32 protein-coding genes are annotated in these 21,579 nt (G+C 47.9%); all 32 read right to left on the minus strand.

Annotation, left to right across the window (positions count from 1 at the left end):
• Positions 1–1,008 (minus strand): DNA-directed RNA polymerase subunit alpha, encoded by a 1,008-nt coding sequence (locus tag MKFW12EY_RS18130; protein ID WP_054759279.1) that lies wholly within the window; start codon positions 1,006–1,008, stop codon positions 1–3.
• Between the two features lie 24 nt (positions 1,009–1,032).
• The gene (gene rpsD / locus MKFW12EY_RS18135; RefSeq protein ID WP_054759277.1) at positions 1,033–1,653 is read right to left on the minus strand and encodes a 30S ribosomal protein S4; all 621 of its coding nucleotides are present in this window, start codon (positions 1,651–1,653) and stop codon (positions 1,033–1,035) included.
• Positions 1,654–1,668: 15 nt separating this feature from the next.
• Positions 1,669–2,055, minus strand: coding sequence for a 30S ribosomal protein S11 (gene rpsK, locus MKFW12EY_RS18140; protein WP_020484822.1), 387 nt, complete (start codon positions 2,053–2,055; stop codon positions 1,669–1,671).
• 24 nt (positions 2,056–2,079) lie between these two features.
• Complete coding sequence (gene rpsM / locus MKFW12EY_RS18145) at positions 2,080–2,436, minus strand: 30S ribosomal protein S13 (protein WP_054759275.1); 357 nt, start codon at positions 2,434–2,436, stop codon at positions 2,080–2,082.
• Positions 2,437–2,511: 75 nt separating this feature from the next.
• Complete coding sequence (rpmJ, locus tag MKFW12EY_RS18150) at positions 2,512–2,625, minus strand: 50S ribosomal protein L36 (protein WP_081607976.1); 114 nt, start codon at positions 2,623–2,625, stop codon at positions 2,512–2,514.
• A gap of 15 nt (positions 2,626–2,640) precedes the next feature.
• Positions 2,641–3,966: a preprotein translocase subunit SecY gene (gene secY, locus MKFW12EY_RS18155; protein WP_221053524.1), complete on the minus strand. Its 1,326-nt coding sequence runs from the start codon at positions 3,964–3,966 to the stop codon at positions 2,641–2,643.
• A complete protein-coding gene (gene rplO / locus MKFW12EY_RS18160) occupies positions 3,967–4,401 on the minus strand; it encodes a 50S ribosomal protein L15 (protein WP_054759273.1) in 435 nt (144 codons plus the stop codon).
• Positions 4,402–4,587 carry a 50S ribosomal protein L30 gene (rpmD, locus tag MKFW12EY_RS18165; RefSeq protein ID WP_054759271.1) on the minus strand — a complete coding sequence of 62 codons (186 nt, stop codon included), beginning with the start codon at positions 4,585–4,587 and terminating at the stop codon, positions 4,402–4,404. It abuts the gene before it with no gap.
• A gap of 4 nt (positions 4,588–4,591) precedes the next feature.
• The gene (gene rpsE / locus MKFW12EY_RS18170) at positions 4,592–5,098 is read right to left on the minus strand and encodes a 30S ribosomal protein S5 (RefSeq protein WP_054759269.1); all 507 of its coding nucleotides are present in this window, start codon (positions 5,096–5,098) and stop codon (positions 4,592–4,594) included.
• 9 nt (positions 5,099–5,107) lie between these two features.
• Positions 5,108–5,461, minus strand: coding sequence for a 50S ribosomal protein L18 (gene rplR / locus MKFW12EY_RS18175; RefSeq protein WP_054759267.1), 354 nt, complete (start codon positions 5,459–5,461; stop codon positions 5,108–5,110).
• 9 nt (positions 5,462–5,470) lie between these two features.
• Positions 5,471–6,004 carry a 50S ribosomal protein L6 gene (gene rplF / locus MKFW12EY_RS18180; RefSeq protein ID WP_064042138.1) on the minus strand — a complete coding sequence of 178 codons (534 nt, stop codon included), beginning with the start codon at positions 6,002–6,004 and terminating at the stop codon, positions 5,471–5,473.
• A gap of 19 nt (positions 6,005–6,023) precedes the next feature.
• Complete coding sequence (gene rpsH, locus MKFW12EY_RS18185) at positions 6,024–6,419, minus strand: 30S ribosomal protein S8 (RefSeq protein ID WP_054759265.1); 396 nt, start codon at positions 6,417–6,419, stop codon at positions 6,024–6,026.
• A gap of 34 nt (positions 6,420–6,453) precedes the next feature.
• A complete protein-coding gene (rpsN, locus tag MKFW12EY_RS18190) occupies positions 6,454–6,759 on the minus strand; it encodes a 30S ribosomal protein S14 (RefSeq protein ID WP_082409656.1) in 306 nt (101 codons plus the stop codon).
• Between the two features lie 10 nt (positions 6,760–6,769).
• Entirely contained in the window at positions 6,770–7,309 is a 540-nt protein-coding gene (gene rplE, locus MKFW12EY_RS18195) for a 50S ribosomal protein L5 (RefSeq protein ID WP_054759263.1), read from the minus strand.
• A gap of 10 nt (positions 7,310–7,319) precedes the next feature.
• Positions 7,320–7,637 carry a 50S ribosomal protein L24 gene (gene rplX / locus MKFW12EY_RS18200; RefSeq protein WP_054759261.1) on the minus strand — a complete coding sequence of 106 codons (318 nt, stop codon included), beginning with the start codon at positions 7,635–7,637 and terminating at the stop codon, positions 7,320–7,322.
• Positions 7,638–7,650: 13 nt separating this feature from the next.
• Positions 7,651–8,019 carry a 50S ribosomal protein L14 gene (gene rplN / locus MKFW12EY_RS18205; RefSeq protein ID WP_054759259.1) on the minus strand — a complete coding sequence of 123 codons (369 nt, stop codon included), beginning with the start codon at positions 8,017–8,019 and terminating at the stop codon, positions 7,651–7,653.
• Between the two features lie 26 nt (positions 8,020–8,045).
• Positions 8,046–8,309 (minus strand): 30S ribosomal protein S17, encoded by a 264-nt coding sequence (gene rpsQ / locus MKFW12EY_RS18210; RefSeq protein WP_054759343.1) that lies wholly within the window; start codon positions 8,307–8,309, stop codon positions 8,046–8,048.
• A gap of 2 nt (positions 8,310–8,311) precedes the next feature.
• A complete protein-coding gene (rpmC, locus tag MKFW12EY_RS18215; RefSeq protein WP_064029013.1) occupies positions 8,312–8,503 on the minus strand; it encodes a 50S ribosomal protein L29 in 192 nt (63 codons plus the stop codon).
• Positions 8,503–8,916, minus strand: coding sequence for a 50S ribosomal protein L16 (gene rplP / locus MKFW12EY_RS18220; RefSeq protein ID WP_026602118.1), 414 nt, complete (start codon positions 8,914–8,916; stop codon positions 8,503–8,505). The genes rpmC and rplP overlap by 1 nt, the downstream gene beginning before the upstream one ends.
• 20 nt (positions 8,917–8,936) lie before the next feature.
• Positions 8,937–9,608, minus strand: a complete 672-nt coding sequence (rpsC, locus tag MKFW12EY_RS18225) for a 30S ribosomal protein S3 (RefSeq protein ID WP_054759257.1) — start codon at positions 9,606–9,608, stop codon at positions 8,937–8,939.
• Between the two features lie 9 nt (positions 9,609–9,617).
• The gene (rplV, locus tag MKFW12EY_RS18230) at positions 9,618–9,950 is read right to left on the minus strand and encodes a 50S ribosomal protein L22 (protein WP_054759341.1); all 333 of its coding nucleotides are present in this window, start codon (positions 9,948–9,950) and stop codon (positions 9,618–9,620) included.
• A 9-nt stretch (positions 9,951–9,959) separates the two neighbouring features.
• A complete protein-coding gene (gene rpsS / locus MKFW12EY_RS18235) occupies positions 9,960–10,232 on the minus strand; it encodes a 30S ribosomal protein S19 (protein ID WP_064042135.1) in 273 nt (90 codons plus the stop codon).
• 12 nt (positions 10,233–10,244) lie between these two features.
• Complete coding sequence (gene rplB, locus MKFW12EY_RS18240; protein WP_054759255.1) at positions 10,245–11,072, minus strand: 50S ribosomal protein L2; 828 nt, start codon at positions 11,070–11,072, stop codon at positions 10,245–10,247.
• A gap of 31 nt (positions 11,073–11,103) precedes the next feature.
• Positions 11,104–11,403: a 50S ribosomal protein L23 gene (gene rplW, locus MKFW12EY_RS18245; RefSeq protein ID WP_054759253.1), complete on the minus strand. Its 300-nt coding sequence runs from the start codon at positions 11,401–11,403 to the stop codon at positions 11,104–11,106.
• Positions 11,400–12,020: a 50S ribosomal protein L4 gene (rplD, locus tag MKFW12EY_RS18250; protein WP_054759251.1), complete on the minus strand. Its 621-nt coding sequence runs from the start codon at positions 12,018–12,020 to the stop codon at positions 11,400–11,402. The genes rplW and rplD overlap by 4 nt, the downstream gene beginning before the upstream one ends.
• Positions 12,021–12,023: 3 nt before the next feature.
• Positions 12,024–12,674 (minus strand): 50S ribosomal protein L3, encoded by a 651-nt coding sequence (gene rplC / locus MKFW12EY_RS18255; protein ID WP_054759250.1) that lies wholly within the window; start codon positions 12,672–12,674, stop codon positions 12,024–12,026.
• 30 nt (positions 12,675–12,704) lie between these two features.
• Positions 12,705–13,016 carry a 30S ribosomal protein S10 gene (gene rpsJ / locus MKFW12EY_RS18260; protein WP_020484801.1) on the minus strand — a complete coding sequence of 104 codons (312 nt, stop codon included), beginning with the start codon at positions 13,014–13,016 and terminating at the stop codon, positions 12,705–12,707.
• Between the two features lie 6 nt (positions 13,017–13,022).
• On the minus strand, positions 13,023–14,213 hold the full coding sequence (gene tuf / locus MKFW12EY_RS18265; protein ID WP_054763846.1) for an elongation factor Tu: 1,191 nt from the start codon (positions 14,211–14,213) through the stop codon (positions 13,023–13,025).
• A gap of 26 nt (positions 14,214–14,239) precedes the next feature.
• Positions 14,240–16,333: an elongation factor G gene (fusA, locus tag MKFW12EY_RS18270; RefSeq protein WP_221053525.1), complete on the minus strand. Its 2,094-nt coding sequence runs from the start codon at positions 16,331–16,333 to the stop codon at positions 14,240–14,242.
• Between the two features lie 19 nt (positions 16,334–16,352).
• Positions 16,353–16,823, minus strand: coding sequence for a 30S ribosomal protein S7 (gene rpsG / locus MKFW12EY_RS18275; protein WP_054763028.1), 471 nt, complete (start codon positions 16,821–16,823; stop codon positions 16,353–16,355).
• 13 nt (positions 16,824–16,836) lie between these two features.
• Positions 16,837–17,211, minus strand: coding sequence for a 30S ribosomal protein S12 (gene rpsL / locus MKFW12EY_RS18280; RefSeq protein ID WP_013820393.1), 375 nt, complete (start codon positions 17,209–17,211; stop codon positions 16,837–16,839).
• Positions 17,212–17,344: 133 nt separating this feature from the next.
• A complete protein-coding gene (rpoC, locus tag MKFW12EY_RS18285) occupies positions 17,345–21,544 on the minus strand; it encodes a DNA-directed RNA polymerase subunit beta' (protein ID WP_221053526.1) in 4,200 nt (1,399 codons plus the stop codon).
• Positions 21,545–21,579: the final 35 nt, after the last annotated feature.

The raw sequence follows: 21,579 nt of genomic DNA on the forward strand, positions 1-21,579 counted from the left end.
TCAAATTCCAGCTTGGGATTGGTCTGCCAAATTCTCAGGCGGCCAATTCTCGAGCCGCATGCCTAACGACAGTCCTTTAATGGCCAGGATGTCTTTAATCTCTGTGAGCGATTTTTTGCCCAAATTAGGCGTCCGTAACAACTCCACTTCGGTGCGTTGGATCAAATCGCCAATATAAAATATGTTCTCGGCTTTCAAGCAATTTGCCGAACGAACAGTCAACTCCAAATCATCAACGGGCCGCAACAAAACCGGATCGAAAGATTCTTCTTCGATTGCGACTTCTTCCTGAACCTGCTCATTAACCTTCTCAAAGTCAACGAAAACAGATAACTGATCATGCAATATCGAAGCGGCAGTTTTGATTGCGTGCTCGGGATCAACCGTTCCGTTTGTCTCCAATTCGATGACCAAGCGATCCAGATTGGTACGCTGTTCGACACGGGTGCTCTCTACATGATATGCAACTTTGACGATAGGACTGAACGCTGCGTCCAACATCAAAACACCTACAGGCGCATCGTCATACATTTCTTTACGCACGCTAGCAGGAACATAACCTCTGCCGCGCTCGACCTTAATTTTAATGTTTAATTCGATATCTTGAGTCACGTTGGCGATAACCAAATCCGGATTGGCTATCTCAACGTTGTGTGGCAATTCTATATCGCCAGCGGTTACCGTTCCGGCGCCTTTTTTTGACAAAGTCAATGTGACTTCATCCCTGGAATGGACAATTACGGCCAGCTTCTTCAAATTCAAGATAATATCGATGACATCTTCTTGAACGCCTTCTATCGTTGTGAATTCGTGCAAGACTCCGTCGATAGAAATCTCCGTGACAGCACAACCAGGAATAGAAGAGAGCATAACTCTTCTCAAAGCATTACCGAGCGAATGACCGAATCCTCTCTCAAGAGGTTCAATCACAATACGGGAATGGTTAGCCGATTCGTTTATAACCTCGACTAATCTCGGCTTCAGAAGGCCGCCAATAGAACTCTGCATATCTTGTTTCCTAAGGCCTGTTTACTACTTAGAATAAAGCTCAACGACCAACTGCTCGTTGATGTCGGAACCCAGATCAACACGGTCAGGCACGGACTTGAAAACACCACTCATTTCTTTGGTATTAACTTCCACCCATACAGGAAAACCATACTGCTCTGCTACAACCAAGGCATCCTTGATACGCTGCTGAGACTTGGCTTTTTCTCTAACCTTTACCACGTCTCCCGCAGACACTTGGTAGGACGGGATGTTGATAAGGCGATCATTAACCAGGATAGCCTTGTGAGAGACCAACTGTCTTGCTTCAGCACGGGTCGCGGCATATCCCATACGATAAACTACGTTGTCCAGTCTAGACTCAAGGAAATCCAAGAGATTTTGACCGGTGGCGCCTTTTTGCAAATCCGCCGCTTTGTAGTAGTTTCTGAATTGCTTTTCCAACACGCCGTAAATGCGACGCAAGCGCTGCTTCGCCCGAAGCTGCATTGCATAATCAGAGTTTCTAGTGCGTTTAGCCCCGTGCTGACCAGGGCGCTGATCCAATTTGCACTTACTCTCCAGAGATTTACCCCGGCTCTTTAAAAAAAGATCTGTGCCTTCTCTGCGGCTCAACTTACACGCAGGACCAAGATATCTTGCCATTATTTACTCCACTACCTAAACGCGACGCTTTTTCGGGGGACGGCATCCGTTATGAGGAATAGGCGTCACATCCACAATATTCGAAATTTTAAAACCCATACTGTTTAATGAGCGAACCGCAGACTCACGGCCAGGACCGGGTCCTTTGATCATAACATCTAGGTTTTTCATACCATACTCTTGAGCGACTGCCCCGGCTTTTTCAGCCGCCACTTGCGCCGCAAATGGGGTGCTCTTTCTTGAACCACGAAACCCCGAGCCGCCCGAAGTCGCCCAGGACAAGGCGTTGCCTTTCCGATCTGTGATTGTAACGATCGTATTATTAAAGGAAGCGTGGACATGAACAATGCCGTCAGCGACTTCCTTTTTTATCCGTTTCTTAACTCGATTTTGGGTTGCCATCAAATTGCCTATCTATTCTAATTATTACTTGGTGACCGATTTACGAGGTCCCTTTCTTGTCCTCGCATTCGTACGAGTCCGCTGACCTCTCAACGGAAGCCCCCGACGATGGCGAATTCCGCGATAGCAGCCAAGATCCATAAGCCTCTTTATGTTCATAGAGACTTCCCTACGCAGATCGCCTTCAACGGTCATACCAGAAATGACTTTGCGTATTGCCTCAACTTGATCTTCAGTCAGATCCCTGATTTTGGCAGCGGGATTAACACCAACTTCACTGCAAATATCTCTAGCAGTCTGCCTACCAATTCCGTAAATAGCTGTTAAGGCTATCTCCGCATGCTTATGATCAGCCACGTTTATACCAGCAATACGAGCCATTCAAACACTCCAAAAACGATACTATAAGGTTAAACGGAGAAGTATAACACTCCGAAAAATAAATCGCAAAAACAACTATCCTTGCCTTTGCTTGTGACGACCATCTTTACAGATGACCCTGACTACGCCATTTCTTTTTATAACTTTGCAGCTTTTGCAAATGGCTTTAATTGAAGCGCGTACTTTCACGGCTAACTCCTAATCTCAAGATTTTTTCAAATTGGCTTTTTTCATTAATCCTTCGTACTGCTGCGACATCAAATGCGTTTGCATTTGGGATATAAAATCCATCACGACAACAACAATAATGAGCAACGATGTACCGCCAAAGGAAAATGGGACATTCCAGTATACAATCAAAAATTCCGGAAGCAGACAGATCAAAGTGATGTATACAGCGCCAATTAACGTTAGGCGAGTCATGACTTTGTCAATGTAACTTGTAGTCTGTATTCCGGGACGTATCCCTGGCAAATAGGCGCCGGACTTTTTGAGGTTTTCCGCTGTCTCCTTGGAATTGAACACCAATGCCGTGTAGAAAAAGCAGAAAAAAACAATCGCTAACGCATAACACAGCACATAAACAGGCTGTCCTGGAGACAAAACGGAAGCAACATCTTGCAACCAAGAGAAACCGTCGATGTTACCGAACCAGCCCGCAATCGTTGCCGGGAAAAGAATAATGCTTGAAGCAAAAATCGGGGGAATTACGCCTGCCATATTCAGCTTTAACGGTAGAAAAGAGCTCTGCCCGGCGTAAACTTTGTTACCCTGCTGCCGCTTGGGGTAGTTAATCGTTATTCTCCTTTGCCCCCGCTCGACAAACACCACTATACCTGTTACGAAAATCGATAGCGCGAACAGCAGCACTATAAACGCACCATTCATTTCACCGGTGCGAGCCAACTCCAACGTGCCACCAATGGCCGACGGCAAACCGGATACGATGCCAGCAAAAATCAGTAGCGAAATCCCGTTACCAATGCCACGCTCAGTGACTTGCTCACCAAGCCACATCAGGAATATAGTCCCAGTAACCAACGTGATCGTTGTAACAACAATAAAACCTATTCCAGGCTGTATGACAACAGCGAGACCGCCAGCAGTCTGGTTTTGCAGCGCGACAGAGATACCTACCGATTGGAACATCGCCAAAATAACGGTGCCATAACGAGTGTACTGAGAAATTTTCCGCCGACCGGACTCGCCTTCCTTTTTTAACTGCTCCATTGCTGGAATGACTATGGTCATCAGCTGCATTATGATCGAAGCAGAAATATATGGCATGATACCAAGCGCGAACAAACTTAAACGCATCAAAGCTCCACCAGAGAACATATTGAACATGTTCAAAATTGAGCCCGATTGCTGCTCAAACATCGTGGACAACGCCTTAGGATCTATCCCGGGGACAGGTATATGTGCGCCGATTCGATAAACAACGAAAGCACCGAGAACAAACAAAAGCCTCGATTTCAGCTCACCAAACCGAAAACTTCCAGCAGACACTTCGTAACCTTTAGCACTCACTTAGGCCTCTACTTTGCCACCAGCAGCTTCAATCGTTAACTTCGCACCAGCCGTAACACCAACACCTTTCAATGTAAGCGGGCGAGATATAACACCGGTATTTACTACTTTGACTTTCTTCGCAAACACAGGAACCAGATTATTATCAACCAACACCTGTATATCAACCAAGTCTACATTCAATGAATTTATTTCACTTAAACGGACTTCAGCAGAGTATTTCTTAGTGCGAGAAGTAAAGCCAACTTTAGGAAGCCTTCTTTGGAGCGGCATCTGCCCGCCCTCAAAGCCGACTTTATGGAACCCACCAGCCCTCGCTTTCTGCCCTTTATGGCCGCGGCCGCAGGTTTTACCGTCAGTAGAGCCGATACCGCGACCGACCCGCTTAGCTTTTTTTCTAGACCCGTATGCGGCTTGTATGGTGTTTAAATACATTTAGACTTCCTCTACTTTAAGCATGTAAGCGACTTTATTAATCATGCCTCTGTTCTCCGGCGTGTCGACTACTTCTACCACTTGACGAATTCTGCTCAAACCCAAGCCTTTCAGGCACAATTGATGACTTTTTAGCCTACCGTTCTTACTTTTTGTCATCATCACACTCAACTTTCTGCCAGACATGTTCTTATCCTGTAATTTGTTCTACAGTCAAACCGCGCTTAGCCGCAATTCTCTTGGCGTCTTGCATCGCAGTTAGGCCATTGATAGTTGCTCTAACAACGTTAATAGGGTTACTGGTTCCGATACATTTGGCTAATACATTATGCACACCGACTACTTCAAAAACCGCCCTCATAGCACCGCCCGCGATGATACCAGTACCATCAGATGCAGGCTGCATATACACTTTAGCGGCACCAGTATTTGACATTATCGAGTATTGCAAGGTCCCATCCTTGAGAGCAACCTTTCTCATATTTTTACGCGCTTGCTCTAAAGACTTCTGTATAGCGACAGGAACTTCTCTCGCTTTTGATACACCGTAACCGACGCGCCCGTCGCCATCGCCTACTACTGTAAGCGCGGCAAAACCAAATACCCTACCGCCTTTCACAACTTTCGCCACGCGACGAACGGATACTAATTTCTCTTGCAGCCCGTCAGCGCTACCTTGAGATGGTGCTGTTGCCATATTTTTCCCCTAAAACTTCAATCCGGCTTCGCGAGCAGCATCAGCCAATGCCTTCACGCGACCGTGATATTTAAAACCTGACCGATCAAACGCGACTTGTTGGACACCTGCTGCTATCGCTCTTTCCGCAATAAGCTTACCTACCTCAGTAGCTGCATCGACGTTACTGGTATTCTTTACTTTAGCCTTTACATCGGCAAGCACAGTCGAAGCGGAAGCCACTGTTAGCTTACCGTCCGCACTTAGCACTTGGGCATAAATGTGTTGGGACGTACGATGTATGGTCAACCGATTGACATTCAACTTTTTGATCTTGCAGCGCAGCTTGAGTGCTCGCTTCAGCCTGGAAGATTTCTTATCCATTTATGCTACCTATTTTTTCTTGGCTTCTTTTCGAGCCACGTATTCATCAGCGAGCCTGACACCCTTGCCTTTGTAAGGCTCTGGCGGCCGAAACGCTCGAATTTCGGAAGCCACCTGACCCAATTTCTGCTTGTCGCTACTCTTAACCAAAAGCTCTGTTTGTGAAGGCGCTTCTACAGTGACACCCTCGGGAACCGTATATTCGACTGGATTGGAATACCCTAAAGACAAAGTCAATTGATTCTCTTTGACTTGTGCTCTGTAACCGACGCCAACTAACAACATCCTTTTTACAAAGCCTTCAGATACACCCTTGACCATGTTATTGATCGATGCTCGAGCGGTTCCGGCATGAGCTTTTGCACCTTTTACCGAATCATCCCATTTAACGCTGATTACATTGTCCGCGACTTCCAGATCAACTGACGGAGACAACTGGAACGAAAGCTCACCAAGCTTTCCTTTGACTACCGTTTGTTTGCCTACTACTTTGATATCTACGCCCGCCGGTAAGACAATCGGCGCGTTAGCTACTCGTGACATGATATATCCTTGAACTTTCTTAGCAAACGGTACAAATAACTTCGCCGCCGTGCCCAATTGCCCGAGCCGCGCGATCTGTCATTACACCGTTTGAAGTTGATACGATTGCGATACCGAGGCCGCCGAGCACCTTAGGCAACTCATCCTTTGACTTATATATCCTCAAACCTGGCCGACTAACCCGCTTAACACTCTCAATAACCGGCACGCCGTTGTAGTACTTAAGCTCGATAGTCATCTCAGTGTGACTACCTGTTATTTCGGTCTTGTAATCGCTGATGTAACCTTCTTCCTTCAGAACTTTCGCAATCGCGAGCTTTAATTTAGAAGAAGGCATTTTCACATTCTTTTTACCCGCAGACTGACCATTTCTGATTCTGGTCAACATGTCTGCTATCGGATCTGTCATACTCATTTTTTATTCCCCAACAACCTGAACGTAACTATGGTTACCAGCTAGCTTTCGACAATCCGGGCACATCGCCTCGCATTGTCGCTTCTCTTAGCTTATTTCTGCTCAAACCAAATTTTCTGTAGTATCCGTGCGGCCGCCCGGTGAGCTTACAACGATTACGTAATCTGGATTTGCTGGAGTCTCTGGGTAATTTCTGCAATTGAATCTGCGCGGTCTCCTTTTCTTCAAAAGAAGCACCCGGCGAACGAATGACTTCTTTCAGCGCATTTCTTTTACTTTCGTATTTTTTGATTAAACCTGCACGTTTGGTTTCGCGTGCAATCATAGATTTTTTTGCCATCTGAACACCCTTAGTTTTTAAATGGAAAATTGAACAGCTTCAACAACGCCAAACCTTCTTCATCGGTTTTCGCTGTCGTAGTAATACAAATATCCATCCCACGAAGAGCGTCTATTTTGTCATAATCGATTTCTGGAAATATAATTTGCTCCTTGATTCCGACGGAATAGTTCCCCCTTCCGTCAAAACTCTTGGAACTCATCCCCCTGAAATCGCGAATTCGAGGTATTGAAATAGTGATGAGCCTATCCAAAAACTCATACATTCTATCGCTTCGTAACGTTACCTTGCAGCCAATAGGCATGTCGTCACGAATCTTAAAACCAGCTATAGATTTACGAGCTAGCGTGATAACTGCTTTTTGTCCCGATATTTTTTCCATATCGGAAACCGCTGACTGGAGAACTTTCTTGTCGGCGACCGCACCACCGACACCCATGTTAAGCGTGATTTTCGTCAGCTTGGGCACTTGCATTACGGTCTTATAGCCGAACTGATTAATCAGAGCCGGAACTATTTCTTCTTTGTATTTCTTTTCTAATCTGGACATAGCTTATTCCTCAATCTCCGATAGCTTCTTTGGTAGATTTAAAAAATCTAACTTTCTTACCATCAGCTTCAAGCCTAAAACCCACTCGATCGGCCTTCTTGGTTTTCGGGTTGAATATAGCTATGTTTGAAACGTGAATAGGCATGTTTTTATCAACAATCCCACCGGAAATACCAAGATTAGGATTGCCTCTTTGGTGTTTTTTAACCAAATTAACACCTTCCACCAAAACCCGGTCGTTCTCCAATACTTTTGAAATCCGCCCTAGCTTGCCTTTTTCCTTTCCTACACAAACGATAACTTCGTCGCCTTGCTTAATTTTTTGCATACTCGGTACTCCGTTATAGCACTTCTGGGGCTAATGAGATGATTTTCATAAACTTATCACCTCTCAGCTCTCGTGTAACTGGCCCAAAAATACGCGTACCGATCGGTTGAAGCTGGTTATTTAAAATGACCGCTGCATTTCCGTCGAAGCGGATAACAGAGCCGTCGGCCCTACGAACACCCCTTTTTGTTCTTACTACCAAAGCGTTGTAGACGTCACCCTTTTTAACACGAGTACGAGGCATTGCGTCTTTTACACTTACTTTGATAATGTCGCCTATGCCGGCATAACGGCGGTGCGATCCCCCAAGAACCTTGATACACATGACCTTTTTTGCGCCACTGTTGTCGGCGACGTCAAGGCTAGTTTGCATCTGAATCATTTTAAATTCCCAACTAAAAATATAAATTACTTGTTAGAAGTCTCTATAACTTCCAGCAACTTGAATGATTTGTTTTTTGAAATCGGCCTGCATGAGGCAATTGCGACAATATCGCCTTCCTGACATACATTATTCTCGTCGTGAACCAGCAACTTAGTTGAGCGCTTAATGTATTTGCCGTACACAGGATGCTTAACCAGCCTTTCCACTAAAACGGAAGCGGTTTTGTCCATTTTGTTACTGACCACTCGGCCTGTAACTTTACGCACACTTTCTGTATTCTCACTCATGATCAAGCCCTTGCCAATTCGCTCAAGATAGTATTAATACGGGCTATGTCTTTTCTGACCGCCTTTACTTGACTAGGCTTAGCAAGTTGGCCTGTGCCCTTCTGCATCCGAAGATTAAATTGCTCACGAGACAATTCCAACAAAGTTTGGCTTAATTCATCCCTACTTTTACTTCTCAATTCTATTGCTTTCATTACATTATCGTCCGAGCAGAAAACGTTGTTTTTACTGGCAGCTTGGCGGCCGCGAGCTCAAACGCCTCTCTTGCCAACTCTTCAGATACACCTTCTATCTCGAACAGCATGGTTCCAGGCTTAATTTGAGCAACCCAGTATTCTACACTACCTTTGCCTTTACCCATACGAACTTCTAAAGGCTTTTTAGTGATTGGCTTGTCAGGAAAAATACGGATCCAAATTTTTCCGCCCCGTTTGACATGCCGACTAATAGCTCGACGGGCCGCCTCAATTTGTCGGGCGGTCATTCTACCACGACTTATCGATTTCAAACCGTACTCTCCGAAGCTAACAGACGACCCACGCAACGCGGTTCCGTTGTTTCGCCCAGTGTGTTGTTTGCGGAACTTGGTTCTTTTTGGTTGAAGCATTTTATCTATTCCCCTTCAACTTATTTTTTTGATTCGGCATTGAGCGAAGCGGTATGCGCATCCATATCGAAAACCTCGCCTTTGAATATCCAAACTTTGATACCGATGATACCGTAAGTAGTTTTTGCCTCAGCCGTACCGTAATCTATATCTGCACGCAAGGTGTGGAGCGGCACGCGACCTTCACGGTACCATTCGGTCCGAGCAATCTCAGCACCGTTCAAACGTCCGGCCACTGTGATCTTGATTCCTTCGGCACCCAGCCTCATTGTATTCGTTACAGCCCGCTTCATAGCGCGACGATACATAATGCGCTTCTCTAGTTGCTGAGCGATGCTCTCGGCAACCAAGTAGGCATCCAACTCCGGCTTCCGGATTTCTTCCACATTTAACTGGACAGGAACACCCATCATTGCCGAAATATTCTGGCGCAATATATCTATGTCCTCGCCTTTTTTGCCGATAACAATACCCGGGCGAGCCGTATGCACAGTTATATTTGCGTTATTGGCCGGACGATTGATCTGGACACGACTCACCGAGGCGTGCGCTAATTTCTGCTTAATATATTCCCGAACTTTCAAATCTTGCAGCAGAAGCACAGGGTAATTCTGGCTATTTGCATACCATCTCGAAGTCCAATCTTTTACGATCCCGAGACGAATCCCAGTGGGATGAACCTTTTGTCCCATCTTATACCTCTATTTCTCTGCTACTTTGATTGTTATATGGCAAGTTCTTTTCAAAATATGATTCGCCCGCCCTTTTGCTCGAGCTGAGATCCGCTTCATAGTGCGGCCCTCGTTAACGAAAACGGTGGACACCCTCAATTCGTCGACGTCTGCATTTTCGTTGTGCTCAGCGTTGGCGATAGCTGACTCAAGTACTTTCTTAAAAATCGCAGCAGCTTTTTTAGAGCTGAAATTCAAGACATTTAAAGCGTTTTCAACGGGCAACCCTCTAATCTGGTCACCCACCAAGCGGGCTTTTTGCGCCGACAACGGAGCGTTACTCAATTTTGCCGATACTTCCACATTCACTCCTTATCTCGATTTTTTGTCAGCGATATGGCCTTTATAAGTTCTCGTCGGCGAGAACTCACCCAATTTATGACCGACCATATTCTCAGAAATCAATACCGGTACGTGTTGCTTACCATTATGAACCGCAATAGTCAAGCCCAACATATCGGGACTGATCATCGACCGTCTAGACCAGGTTTTAATTGGTTTCCTATTATTTGTTCTCACCGCCTCTTCAACTTTCTTCAGCAAGTGATGATCAATAAATGGACCTTTTTTAATTGAACGTGGCACGTCAGATACCTCTTATTTTTGCTTACGGCGTCTGACAATCATGTTGTCAGTACGTTTATTTTTTCTGGTTTTATAACCCTTAGTAGGAGTACCCCAGGGAGACACAGGATGTCGACCGCCGGATGTTCTACCTTCACCACCACCGTGCGGATGGTCTACAGGGTTCATAGCAACACCTCGCACAGTAGGCCTGACGCCACGCCATCTCTTGGCACCAGCCTTGCCCAACGAAACCAAGTTATGCTCTGAGTTTGAAACCTCGCCGACGACACCCTTGCAGTCAGAAGGCACTTTTCTCATTTCGCCGGAACGCAATCTCACAGTAACGTATGCACCATCTTTAGCAACCAACTGCACCGAAGTACCGGCACTTCTTGCTATTTGCGCACCTTTACCAGGCTTTAGCTCTACGCAATGCAAAGTCGTACCTAATGGCATGTTACGCAGAGGCATGCAGTTACCTACCTTCACAGGAGTGGTTTCGGAACTCAATATCTCTTGCCCGATTTCGATGCCTTTGGGTGCAATTATGTATCGACGCTCCCCATCCCTAAACAAAACCAACGCGATATTCGCAGTTCTGTTTGGATCGTACTCTATGCGCTCGACGATTGCTGGAATGTCTGTTTTATCGCGCTTAAAATCGATGATTCGATAAAACTTCTTGTGGCCGCCGCCGATGTGGCGCGTTGTAATCCGACCCAAATTATTGCGACCACCGGTATTGCTCTTTTTTTCTAGTAGTTGTGCAAATGGCTTACCCTTATGCAAATCATTATTTTGTACACGCACTACAAACCGAGAACCTGGAGATGTCGGCTTTGATTTTAGAATAGCCATGCTCTTCTACCGCTCCTATTTGCCTTAAAAGTTATGCTGTTGCAAGTTCGATGTTATGGCCCGACTGCAATTTCACATATGCTTTTTTCCAGTCTGAGCGTTTACCCAATGCGCGTCCGAATCGCTTAATCTTTCCCTTAACATTTAGCACGCGAACCGACTCCACTTTCACGCCGAACATCAACTCAACCGCTTTTTTGATTTGCAGCTTAGTCGCTGTTTTTTGTACTTTAAATACGAATTGGTTATTTTGATCCGCAGCGTTAGAACTCTTTTCAGAAATGATCGGTGCGTACAAAATATTAGCTAATTTTACCTTCTGATCGCTCATGCCAAACGCTCCTCTATTTGCTTCAGTGCAGTAGCGGTCGCTATCACCTGATCTGCCGCCACCAACGACACCGGATCAACGCTTGTCGGGGTAACCACAGCGACGTACGGCAAATTTCTTGCAGCCAAAATTAAATTCTCGTTCAAGTCATCCGCAACAACCAACAACCGCTTAGCCTCTATGCCTTTGATCTTTGCCAAGAACTCTTTCGTTTTTGGACTCTCAGGAATTATGTCGTTGCATACAGCAATTCGGCCTTGTCTCAATAATTCGGAGAATATTGAGCGGATCCCCGCCTTATACATTTTTTTGTTCAGCTTCTGATCGAATGATCTTGGCTGCGCAGCGAAAGTGACACCACCAGTACGCCAGATCGGGCTTCTTGTTGTACCAGCGCGAGCGCGGCCAGTGCCTTTCTGCCTAAATGGCTTCAATCCACCACCACTTACCGCGGACCGGTTCTTTTGTGCCTTCGTGCCCGCCCTTGCAGCTGACAAATATTTGGTTACAAGCTGATGGATTAACGTTTCGTTAAATGCTTGGCCGAATACGGCTTCTGACACTTCAAGTGCCTGTGACGAACCGCCGCCGTTGATTGCAGGTATTTGTAATGCCATAAATTAACCTTTATTAATCATTTTTACCGCCGGGGTGATAACTACATCACCACCTTTCGCGCCCGGCACGGCACCTCTGACGAGGATTAAATTCCGCTCGATGTCGACAGCATGAATCTTAAGATTCTGCACGGTGGTCTTAGCCGCCCCCATATGCCCGCACATCTTTTTGCCTTTAAATACCCGGCCCGGTGTTTGGTTCATACCGCTTGAACCCGGAACCCTGTGAGAACGAGAGTTACCGTGCGTTGCGTCCTGAGTTCTAAAGTTGTGTCGTTTAACCGTACCGGCGAATCCTTTACCGATAGAAGTACCAGCAACATCGACAATTTGGCCAGCCGAAAACAGATTAATGTTGAGCTCTGAGCCAGGCGCTAACTCGACACCCTCGTCTTCGCCTAACCTAAATTCCCACAACCCTCTACCTGCAGTGACGTTGGCAGAAGCATAGTGGCCCGCCATCGCTTTATTGACCTTAGAAGACTTTACGTCACCGGCGGCCACTTGGATTGCGCGATAACCGTCATTTTCCAAGCTCTTTACTTGTATGACCCGGTTAGAGTCGACATGAAGCACGGTTACCGGTACCGAAGAACCATCTTCGCAAAATATTCTGGTCATACCACATTTACGACCAATAAGACCTATTGACATCTGCCAATCCCTCTAATCTATAACTTCTCGTTATTTCAGCTTAATTTGAACATCAACCCCAGCCGCCAGATCAAGCTTCATCAAGGCGTCAACGGTCTTATCGGTAGGTTCGACAATGTCCAACAACCGCTTATAAGTTCTCAATTCGTATTGGTCGCGCGCGTCTTTGTTGACGTGAGGCGAGATCAATACGGTAAAGCGCTCTTTTCTAGTAGGCAAAGGAATCGGGCCTTTAACTTGAGCCCCGGTTCGCTTTGCTGTCTCTACTATCTCTCCTGCCGACTGATCGATCAGTTTGTGATCGAAGGCTTTCAATTGGATTCTGATAGTTTGATTTGCCATATTTAATTACTCGACAATAGAAGCCACAACACCCGCACCTACGGTACGACCACCTTCGCGGATCGCGAAGCGCAAGCCGTCTTCCATCGCGATCGGCGAGATCAATTTAACGGTGACGGAGATATTGTCGCCCGGCATTACCATTTCTACGCCTTCAGGCAGCTCAACCGCACCGGTTACGTCAGTCGTTCTGAAGTAGAATTGCGGACGGTAGCCGTTGAAGAATGGGGTGTGACGACCACCCTCTTCTTTCGACAATACGTAGATTTCCGCTTTGAAATGGGAGTGCGGCTTGATGCTGTTTACGTGCGCCAATACCTGACCCCGCTCGACATCGTCACGTTTAGTACCACGCAGCAGGATACCGACGTTGTCACCGGCTTGGCCTTGGTCCAGCAATTTGCGGAACATTTCGACACCGGTGCAGGTGGTTTTTTGGGTATCGCGAATACCGACGATTTCAACCTCTTCGCCAACTTTGATAATACCGCGCTCTACACGACCGGTTACCACGGTACCGCGACCGGAAATGGAGAATACGTCTTCGATCGGCATCAGGAATTTGCCGTCGATCGCACGTTGCGGCTCTGGGATGTAGCTGTCCAGCGCCTCAACCAGTTTAACAACCGATTGGACACCGATTTCGCTTTGCTCGCCTTCCAGTGCCTTCAACGCTGAACCAACGATGATTGGGGTGTCGTCGCCCGGGAATTCGTATTGGTTCAACAACTCGCGAATTTCCATCTCAACCAGTTCGATCAACTCAGCATCGTCAACCATATCGGCTTTGTTCAGGAACACGACGATGTAAGGAACACCTACTTGGCGAGACAACAGGATGTGCTCACGCGTTTGCGGCATCGGGCCGTCGGCAGCGGAGCAAACCAGAATAGCGCCATCCATTTGAGCGGCACCGGTAATCATGTTTTTGACGTAGTCGGCGTGACCCGGGCAGTCAACGTGGGCGTAATGGCGATTCGCTGACTCATATTCAACGTGAGATGTTGAAATGGTGATACCGCGAGCGCGCTCTTCGGGTGCGTTGTCGATTTGATCGAATGCTTTCGCTTCGCCACCTTGCAGTTCAGCCATCACTTTGGTCAAAGCCGCTGTCAGCGTGGTTTTGCCGTGGTCAACGTGGCCGATCGTCCCTACGTTTACGTGCGGTTTCTTTCTTTCAAATTTTTCTTTAGCCATGATTCAATACCTGATATTTAAAAAACTTAAGATACTTTTCTAATAATCGCTTCCGCAATATTTGCAGGTGCTTCGTTATATTTTTCAAACTGCATACTATAAGTAGCTCGGCCCTGAGTGGCCGAACGAAGATCGGTAGCGTAACCGAACATCTCCGCTAGCGGGACCTCACACTGAACTACCTTGCCCGCGGGCACATCATCCACTCCGTGAATCAGCCCCCTACGCCGATTGATGTCACCAACCACATCCCCCATATATTCTTCGGGAGTAACGACTTCAACCTTCATAATCGGCTCCAGCAATACCGGACACGCAGCCTTTGCTCCATCCCTAAAGCTCATAGATCCTGCTATTTTGAAAGCCATTTCATTCGAATCGACATCATGATATGAACCATCGAATAAACTAACCTTTACATCAACAACCGGAAAGCCGGCTAATACACCGTTTTCCATTTGCTCTTGAACCCCTTTATCGATAGCCGGTATGTATTCCTTAGGAACAACTCCTCCAACTATTTCATTGACAAACTCGTAACCGGAACCAAGCTCCTTTGGTTCGATGCGCAACCAGACATGACCATATTGCCCTTTGCCGCCAGTCTGCCTAACAAATTTACCTTCGCTTTCTACGACTTTCGTTACCGTCTCCCGGTAAGCAACTTGTGGCGCGCCCACATTGGCCGCGACACCAAACTCTCTTTTCATCCGGTCCACAATAATTTCCAGATGCAACTCACCCATCCCGGATATGATCGTTTGCCCGGACTCAGGATCGGAGTTCACGCGAAAGGAGGGATCTTCTTGCGCCAACTTTGATAGCGCATTGCCTAGCTTGTCTTGATCTGCTTTCGTCTTGGGTTCGACCGCTACCGAAATAACCGGCTCAGGGAACTCCATTTTTTCCAACAACACTGGAGAACCCATCTCGCAGAACGTGTCTCCAGTTGTAACTTCTTTCAGCCCAACTAGCGCAGCAATATCCCCAGCCCTAACTTCACTTATCTCTACGCGGCTATTTGCATGCATTTGCACAATCCGGCCTATGCGCTCGCGTTTATTCTTGGTCGCGTTCAGCGCAGTATCGCCGGACTTAAGCACACCCGAATAAACCCGAAAGAACGTTAGCGTACCTACAAACGGGTCAGCTGCAATCTTAAATGCCAAGGCCGAAAATGGCTCATCATCCTTGGCATACCTAAAAATTTTTTCTCCGGCATCATTCAAACCAGAAACAGAACTAATATCGACTGGAGAAGGAAGATAGTCGATTACGGCATCCAATAAACATTGGACCCCTTTATTTTTAAAAGCCGAACCACAGAAGGCAGGAACCAATTCATTAGCCAACACCCGCGCCCTTATTCCTGCCTTTATCTCCGATTCTGAGAGCTCTCCTTGCTCCAAGTATTTCTCCATCAATGCGTCCGAACCTTCCGCCGCCGCCTCCAGCATGTGTTCACGCCATTTAGCACACTCGCCCAGCAACTCTTCGGGAATTTCTGACTCTACGAACTCCAAGCCCATATCGGCTTCGGACCAATAAATGGCTTTCATTTTCAGAAGATCAGCGACACCTTTGAACGAGTCTTCCGAACCGATCGGCAATTGCATCGGAACCACCGAAGCACCCAAACGGCTTTTTATCTGACTAACCACCCTTAGAAAGTCCGCCCCAACACGATCCATCTTATTGACGAACACCACACGAGGCACCGCGTATTTATTTGCTTGCCGCCACACAGTTTCAGATTGCGGCTCGACCCCTCCAACCGCACAAAACACCGCACAAGCACCATCGAGAACCCTGAGAGACCGCTCGACCTCGATAGTAAAATCTACATGGCCGGGGGTATCAATAATATTGATCCTATGCTGCTCGTTAGCGCGATCCATCCCCGACCAAAAGCAGGTTGTGGCAGCAGATGTGATGGTAATTCCGCGCTCCTGCTCTTGCTCCATCCAATCCATGGTTGCCGCACCATCGTGAACCTCACCAATCTTATGAGAGACGCCGGTGTAGTAAAGTATTCTTTCAGTTGTTGTTGTCTTCCCGGCATCGATATGAGCCATGATGCCTATATTACGATAGCGCTCTATAGGCGTCTTTCGAGACACAACAACAACCTACGCAGGATTACCAGCGGTAATGTGCAAACGCTTTATTGGCTTCAGCCATTCTGTGCGTATCTTCGCGTTTTTTCGCGGCCGCACCACGCCCCTCAGAAGCATCCAAAAGCTCGCCCGCCAATTTCGCAGCCATCGTTCTTTCATTTCTTTTGCGGGCCGCATCTATCAACCACCGCATCGACAAAGCCAACCTCCGAGCAGGACGCACCTCGACAGGAACCTGGTACGTAGCACCGCCTACCCTTCTGGACTTCACTTCCACTCTGGGCTGCACATTTTCCAGAGCTTTAGAAACCAACTCCAAAGATTCCTTATGACCCTTGCCTTCGATTACATCCAACGCACCATACACAATCTTTTCGGCAACGGACTTTTTCCCATCCACCATAATCATATTCATGAACTTCGAAAGCATATCACTTCCAAAGCGCGGATCCGGATTGATTATTCTTTTTGCAGCAACTCTTCTTCTTGACATCTGTTACCAACCCTTATTTTTTCGGCCTTTTAGCGCCATATTTCGAGCGACCGCACTTTCTATCCTTAACCCCGGATGTATCAAGGCTGCCCCTTACCACGTGGTAACGCACACCCGGCAAATCCTTTACCCTGCCACCACGAATCAGAACCACGGAGTGCTCCTGCAAATTATGCCCTTCACCCCCGATATAACTACTCACCTCTGCGCCGTTAGTCAAACGCACCCTGGCAACTTTCCGCAACGCAGAATTAGGCTTCTTTGGCGTCGTGGTGTACACCCGCGTGCAAACACCTCTTCTTTGCGGGCACGCTTCCAATGCGGGTACATTGGTTTTCTCTATTTTCTTAGCGCGAGGCTTACGGACCAACTGATTGATCGTGGCCATTCTTAACTACTCCGAATATGCAATGTTAATAAGTAATATCTTTCCGAAACGACATTACTCTGCTCAAACCGCTAGGCCGATTCGAGCAGAGCATGATACCGTTACCAAGTAACTAGGTCAAGCTTTTTTGTGGCTATTCAACGTTTAGCGCCTGCTTCAAAGCTTCTTCCACATCAACCGCTTCCATCGACTGACTTGATGCATCTGAAGTTGAAGCAAACTCGTTAGATCGTCTTTTCCGGCGCTGTTCGTGATAGGCCAATCCTGTTCCGGCTGGAATCAAACGACCTACGATCACGTTCTCTTTGAGGCCGTTCAGACTATCGCTGATGCCGCGTACTGCCGCGTCAGTCAAAACACGAGTGGTTTCTTGGAACGACGCCGCCGAAATAAACGACTCGGTAGCGAGAGATGCTTTGGTGATACCCAATAATAACGAATCGTAACTCGCCGGGATTTTCCCTTCTCTTTCGACTTGGTCGTTCACAGCATTAATCATGGTACGTTCGACCTGCTCGCCTTTGACAAAATCGGTATCGCCCGACGCAGTGATCTCCACTTTTCTCAGCATCTGCCGGATGATCGCTTCGATATGCTTATCGTTGATTTTCACGCCTTGCAAGCGATAGACGTCTTGAATCTCTTTGACCAAGTAATCAGCCAATTCCTCGATACCGCGCAAGCGCAGGATATCGTGCGGCGTCAACTCGCCCTCGGCGATGGTTTCGCCCTTATCGACGAATTCGCCTTCGAACACGGTGATGTGACGCCATTTGGGGATCAGCGTTTCGTATTGTTCCCCCTCGGAATCCGTGATGATCACACGCTGTTTACCTTTGGTTTCCTTGCCGAAAGATACCATACCGGTCGCTTCCGCCAAAATTGCCGGGTCCTTGGTTTTACGCGCCTCGAACAAATCGGCAACCCGCGGCAGACCACCGGTAATATCGCGAGTTTTACTGGATTCTTGCGGAATTCTCGCCAATACGTCGCCGACTTTAACCTCACCGCCGTCTTTAACCCCAACGATAGCGCCGGCCGGCAGAAAGTATTGCGCGGGTATGTCGGTACCCGGCAAATTGATCTGGCCACCTTGTTCATCGATCAGCCGTACCATCGGCCGTAGCTCTTTACCCGCCGAGGTTCTTTGCTTAGGATCGGTTACCACCCGCGAAGTCAAACCGGTCACCTCATCCGACTGCTCCTGTACGGTAATACCGTCCATAAAATCGATCAACTGAATGAAACCGTCCACCTCTGTAATAACCGGGTGGGTGTGCGGGTCCCAGTTAACAATGATATCGCCAGCGCTGACAGGCGTACCGTCGGCAACCGACAATACTGCACCGTACGGGATCTTGTAGCGTTCACGCTCGCGTCCGTAATCGTCCATGACTCCAACTTCGCCGGATCTGGATACGGCCACCAAGTTGTTTTCCCGGTTTTTCACCGTCTTCATGTTATTCAGTTTTGCCGTACCGCTCGATTTAACTTGCACGTTACTGACCGCGGCCGACCGCGATGCCGCACCACCGATGTGGAAGGTACGCATGGTCAACTGGGTTCCAGGCTCGCCGATCGATTGGGCGGCAACCACGCCGATAGCCTCGCCGATATTAACTAAATGGCCACGACCCAAATCGCGACCGTAGCACTTGGCGCATACGCCATGGCGAGATTCACAAGTGATGACCGAACGCACTAGCATCTTATCGATACCGTTCTCTTCCAGTACTATGACCAAGTTTTCGTCGATCATAGTACCGGCCGGTATTAGCACGTTATTGCCAGCAGGTTCAGTGACGTCGATCGCCGCTACCCTTCCAAGCACACGGTCGACCAGCGGCTCGACAACATCTCCGCCTTCGATAATCGGCATCATGGTCAAACCGTTTTGGGTACCGCAATCGAACTCGGCGATAACCAAATCCTGTGCGACATCAACTAAGCGCCGAGTCAGATAACCGGAGTTCGCAGTTTTCAACGCGGTATCGGCAAGACCTTTACGGGCACCGTGGGTGGAAATAAAGTATTGCAATACGTCCAAACCTTCCCGGAAGTTCGCCGTAATCGGCGTTTCGATGATAGAACCGTCCGGCTTAGCCATCAAACCACGCATCCCAGCCAACTGCCGGATTTGAGCCGCGGAACCCCGAGCCCCAGACTCGGCCATCATAAAAATGGAGTTGAACGATTTTTGTTTGACGGTCTGGCCGGCTTTGTTAACAACCTCGTCTTCCCCCAAGCCCTCCATCATGACTTTCGCCACTTGGTCGTTGGCGCGAGACCAGATATCGACAACTTTATTGTAACGTTCGCCGTCGGTAACCAAACCGGATGCGTACTGGTTCTGGATCTCGCTAACTTCGGCGTCCGCAGCCCGGATAATGTCGGCCTTTTTCAGCGGAATTTCCATGTCTTCGATACCGAACGATACGCCGGCTCGAGTCGCGTATTTAAAGCCCAAATACATGATCTTGTCGGCAAGAATAACGGTCTCTTTGATACCCAGGTAGCGATAGCTGTAGTTGATTAAACGCGAGATATTTTTCTTGGTCATATCGACGTTGACCAACTCGTACGGCATGCCATCCGGCGCAATACCCCAAATAATGGCGCGGCCGACAGTGGTTTGTTTCCGGCTGACTATAGTTTCGAACTCGCCCTGGGCGTTTTTCAACTTCTCGGTTATGCGAACCTGAATCTTGGTCTGCAATTCTACGGCTTTGCTATCCAAAGCCAGCATGACTTCCGACACATCGGAGAAGACGCTACCTTCGCCAACCGCGTTAATTTTCTCGCGGCTAATGTAATAGAGCCCCAAAACCACGTCCTGCGAGGGATTGATCACCGGCTCGCCGTTTGCAGGCGACAGAATGTTATTGGTCGCCATCATCAAAGTACGGGCTTCCAACTGCGCTTCCACAGACAAAGGAATATGAACCGCCATCTGGTCGCCGTCGAAGTCGGCATTGAAAGCGCTACAAACCAAAGGATGCAACTGGATGGCCTTACCTTCGATCAAGGTCGGCTCAAACGCTTGAATACCCAAGCGGTGCAACGTCGGCGCACGGTTCAACAGCACAGGGTGCTCGCGGATCACTTCTTCGAGGATGTCCCAAACTTCAGCGCCTTCGCGCTCTACCATTTTTTTGGCAGCTTTGATGGTTGTCGCCAAACCGCGCAGTTGCAATTTGCTGAAAATAAATGGTTTGAACAGCTCCAAAGCCATTTTTTTCGGTAATCCGCACTGGTGCAAACGCAAGGTCGGACCCACCACGATTACGGAACGGCCGGAGTAATCCACCCTTTTCCCTAGCAGGTTTTGACGGAAACGGCCTTGTTTACCCTTGATCATGTCGGCCAGGGATTTCAAAGGCCGGCGGTTACTCCCGGTAATGGCCCGACCGCGGCGGCCGTTGTCCAATAAGGCATCTACCGCTTCCTGCAACATCCGTTTTTCGTTACGCACGATAATGTCCGGCGCGTTCAAATCCAACAACCGCGTTAAACGGTTATTGCGGTTGATCACGCGGCGGTATAAGTCGTTCAAATCGGACGTCGCGAAACGACCACCATCCAACGGCACCAACGGACGCAATTCCGGCGGCAATACCGGCAGCACAGTCATGATCATCCATTCCGGACGATTATTCGATGCCAACAAGGAATCGATCACCTTCAAGCGTTTGGAAAATTTCTTGATTTTAGTGTCGGAATTGGTCGAATTGATCTCTTCGCGCAACTTGTTGATTTCGTCTTTCAAATCGATCGACTTCAACAAATCGTAAATGGCCTCCGCCCCCATTTTCGCGACGAAATCGTCGCCGTGCTCTTCGACCGCGTTCAAATATTCTTCGTCGGTCAATAACTGGCCTTTCTCCAGCGGCGACATGCCGGGATCGACCACGACAAATGTTTCGAAATAGAGCACGCGCTCGATCGAACGCAAAGTCATATCCAGCAACAGCGCGATCCGCGACGGCAAAGACTTCAAGAACCAAATATGCGCCACCGGGCTGGCCAAATCGATATGGCCCATACGCTCGCGCCGGACTTTGGACAAGGTCACTTCGACGCCGCATTTTTCACAGATTACGCCACGGTGTTTCAAGCGCTTGTATTTACCGCACAAGCACTCGTAATCGCTAATCGGACCGAAAATTTTTGCGCAGAACAAACCGTCCCGCTCGGGCTTGAAGGTCCGGTAATTGATCGTCTCAGGTTTTTTTACCTCACCGTAAGACCATGAGCGAATCATGTCCGGAGAAGCCAAACCAATGCGTATAGTGTCAAAATCGTCTGTACGGCCTTGACGCTTTAAGAAATTCATTAAATCTTTCAAGAGCTTACCCTCTTCAAAATGTT

The sequence above is a fragment of the Methylomonas koyamae genome, from assembly GCF_019669905.1.
GTDB classification, from domain to species: Bacteria; Pseudomonadota; Gammaproteobacteria; order Methylococcales; family Methylomonadaceae; genus Methylomonas; species Methylomonas koyamae.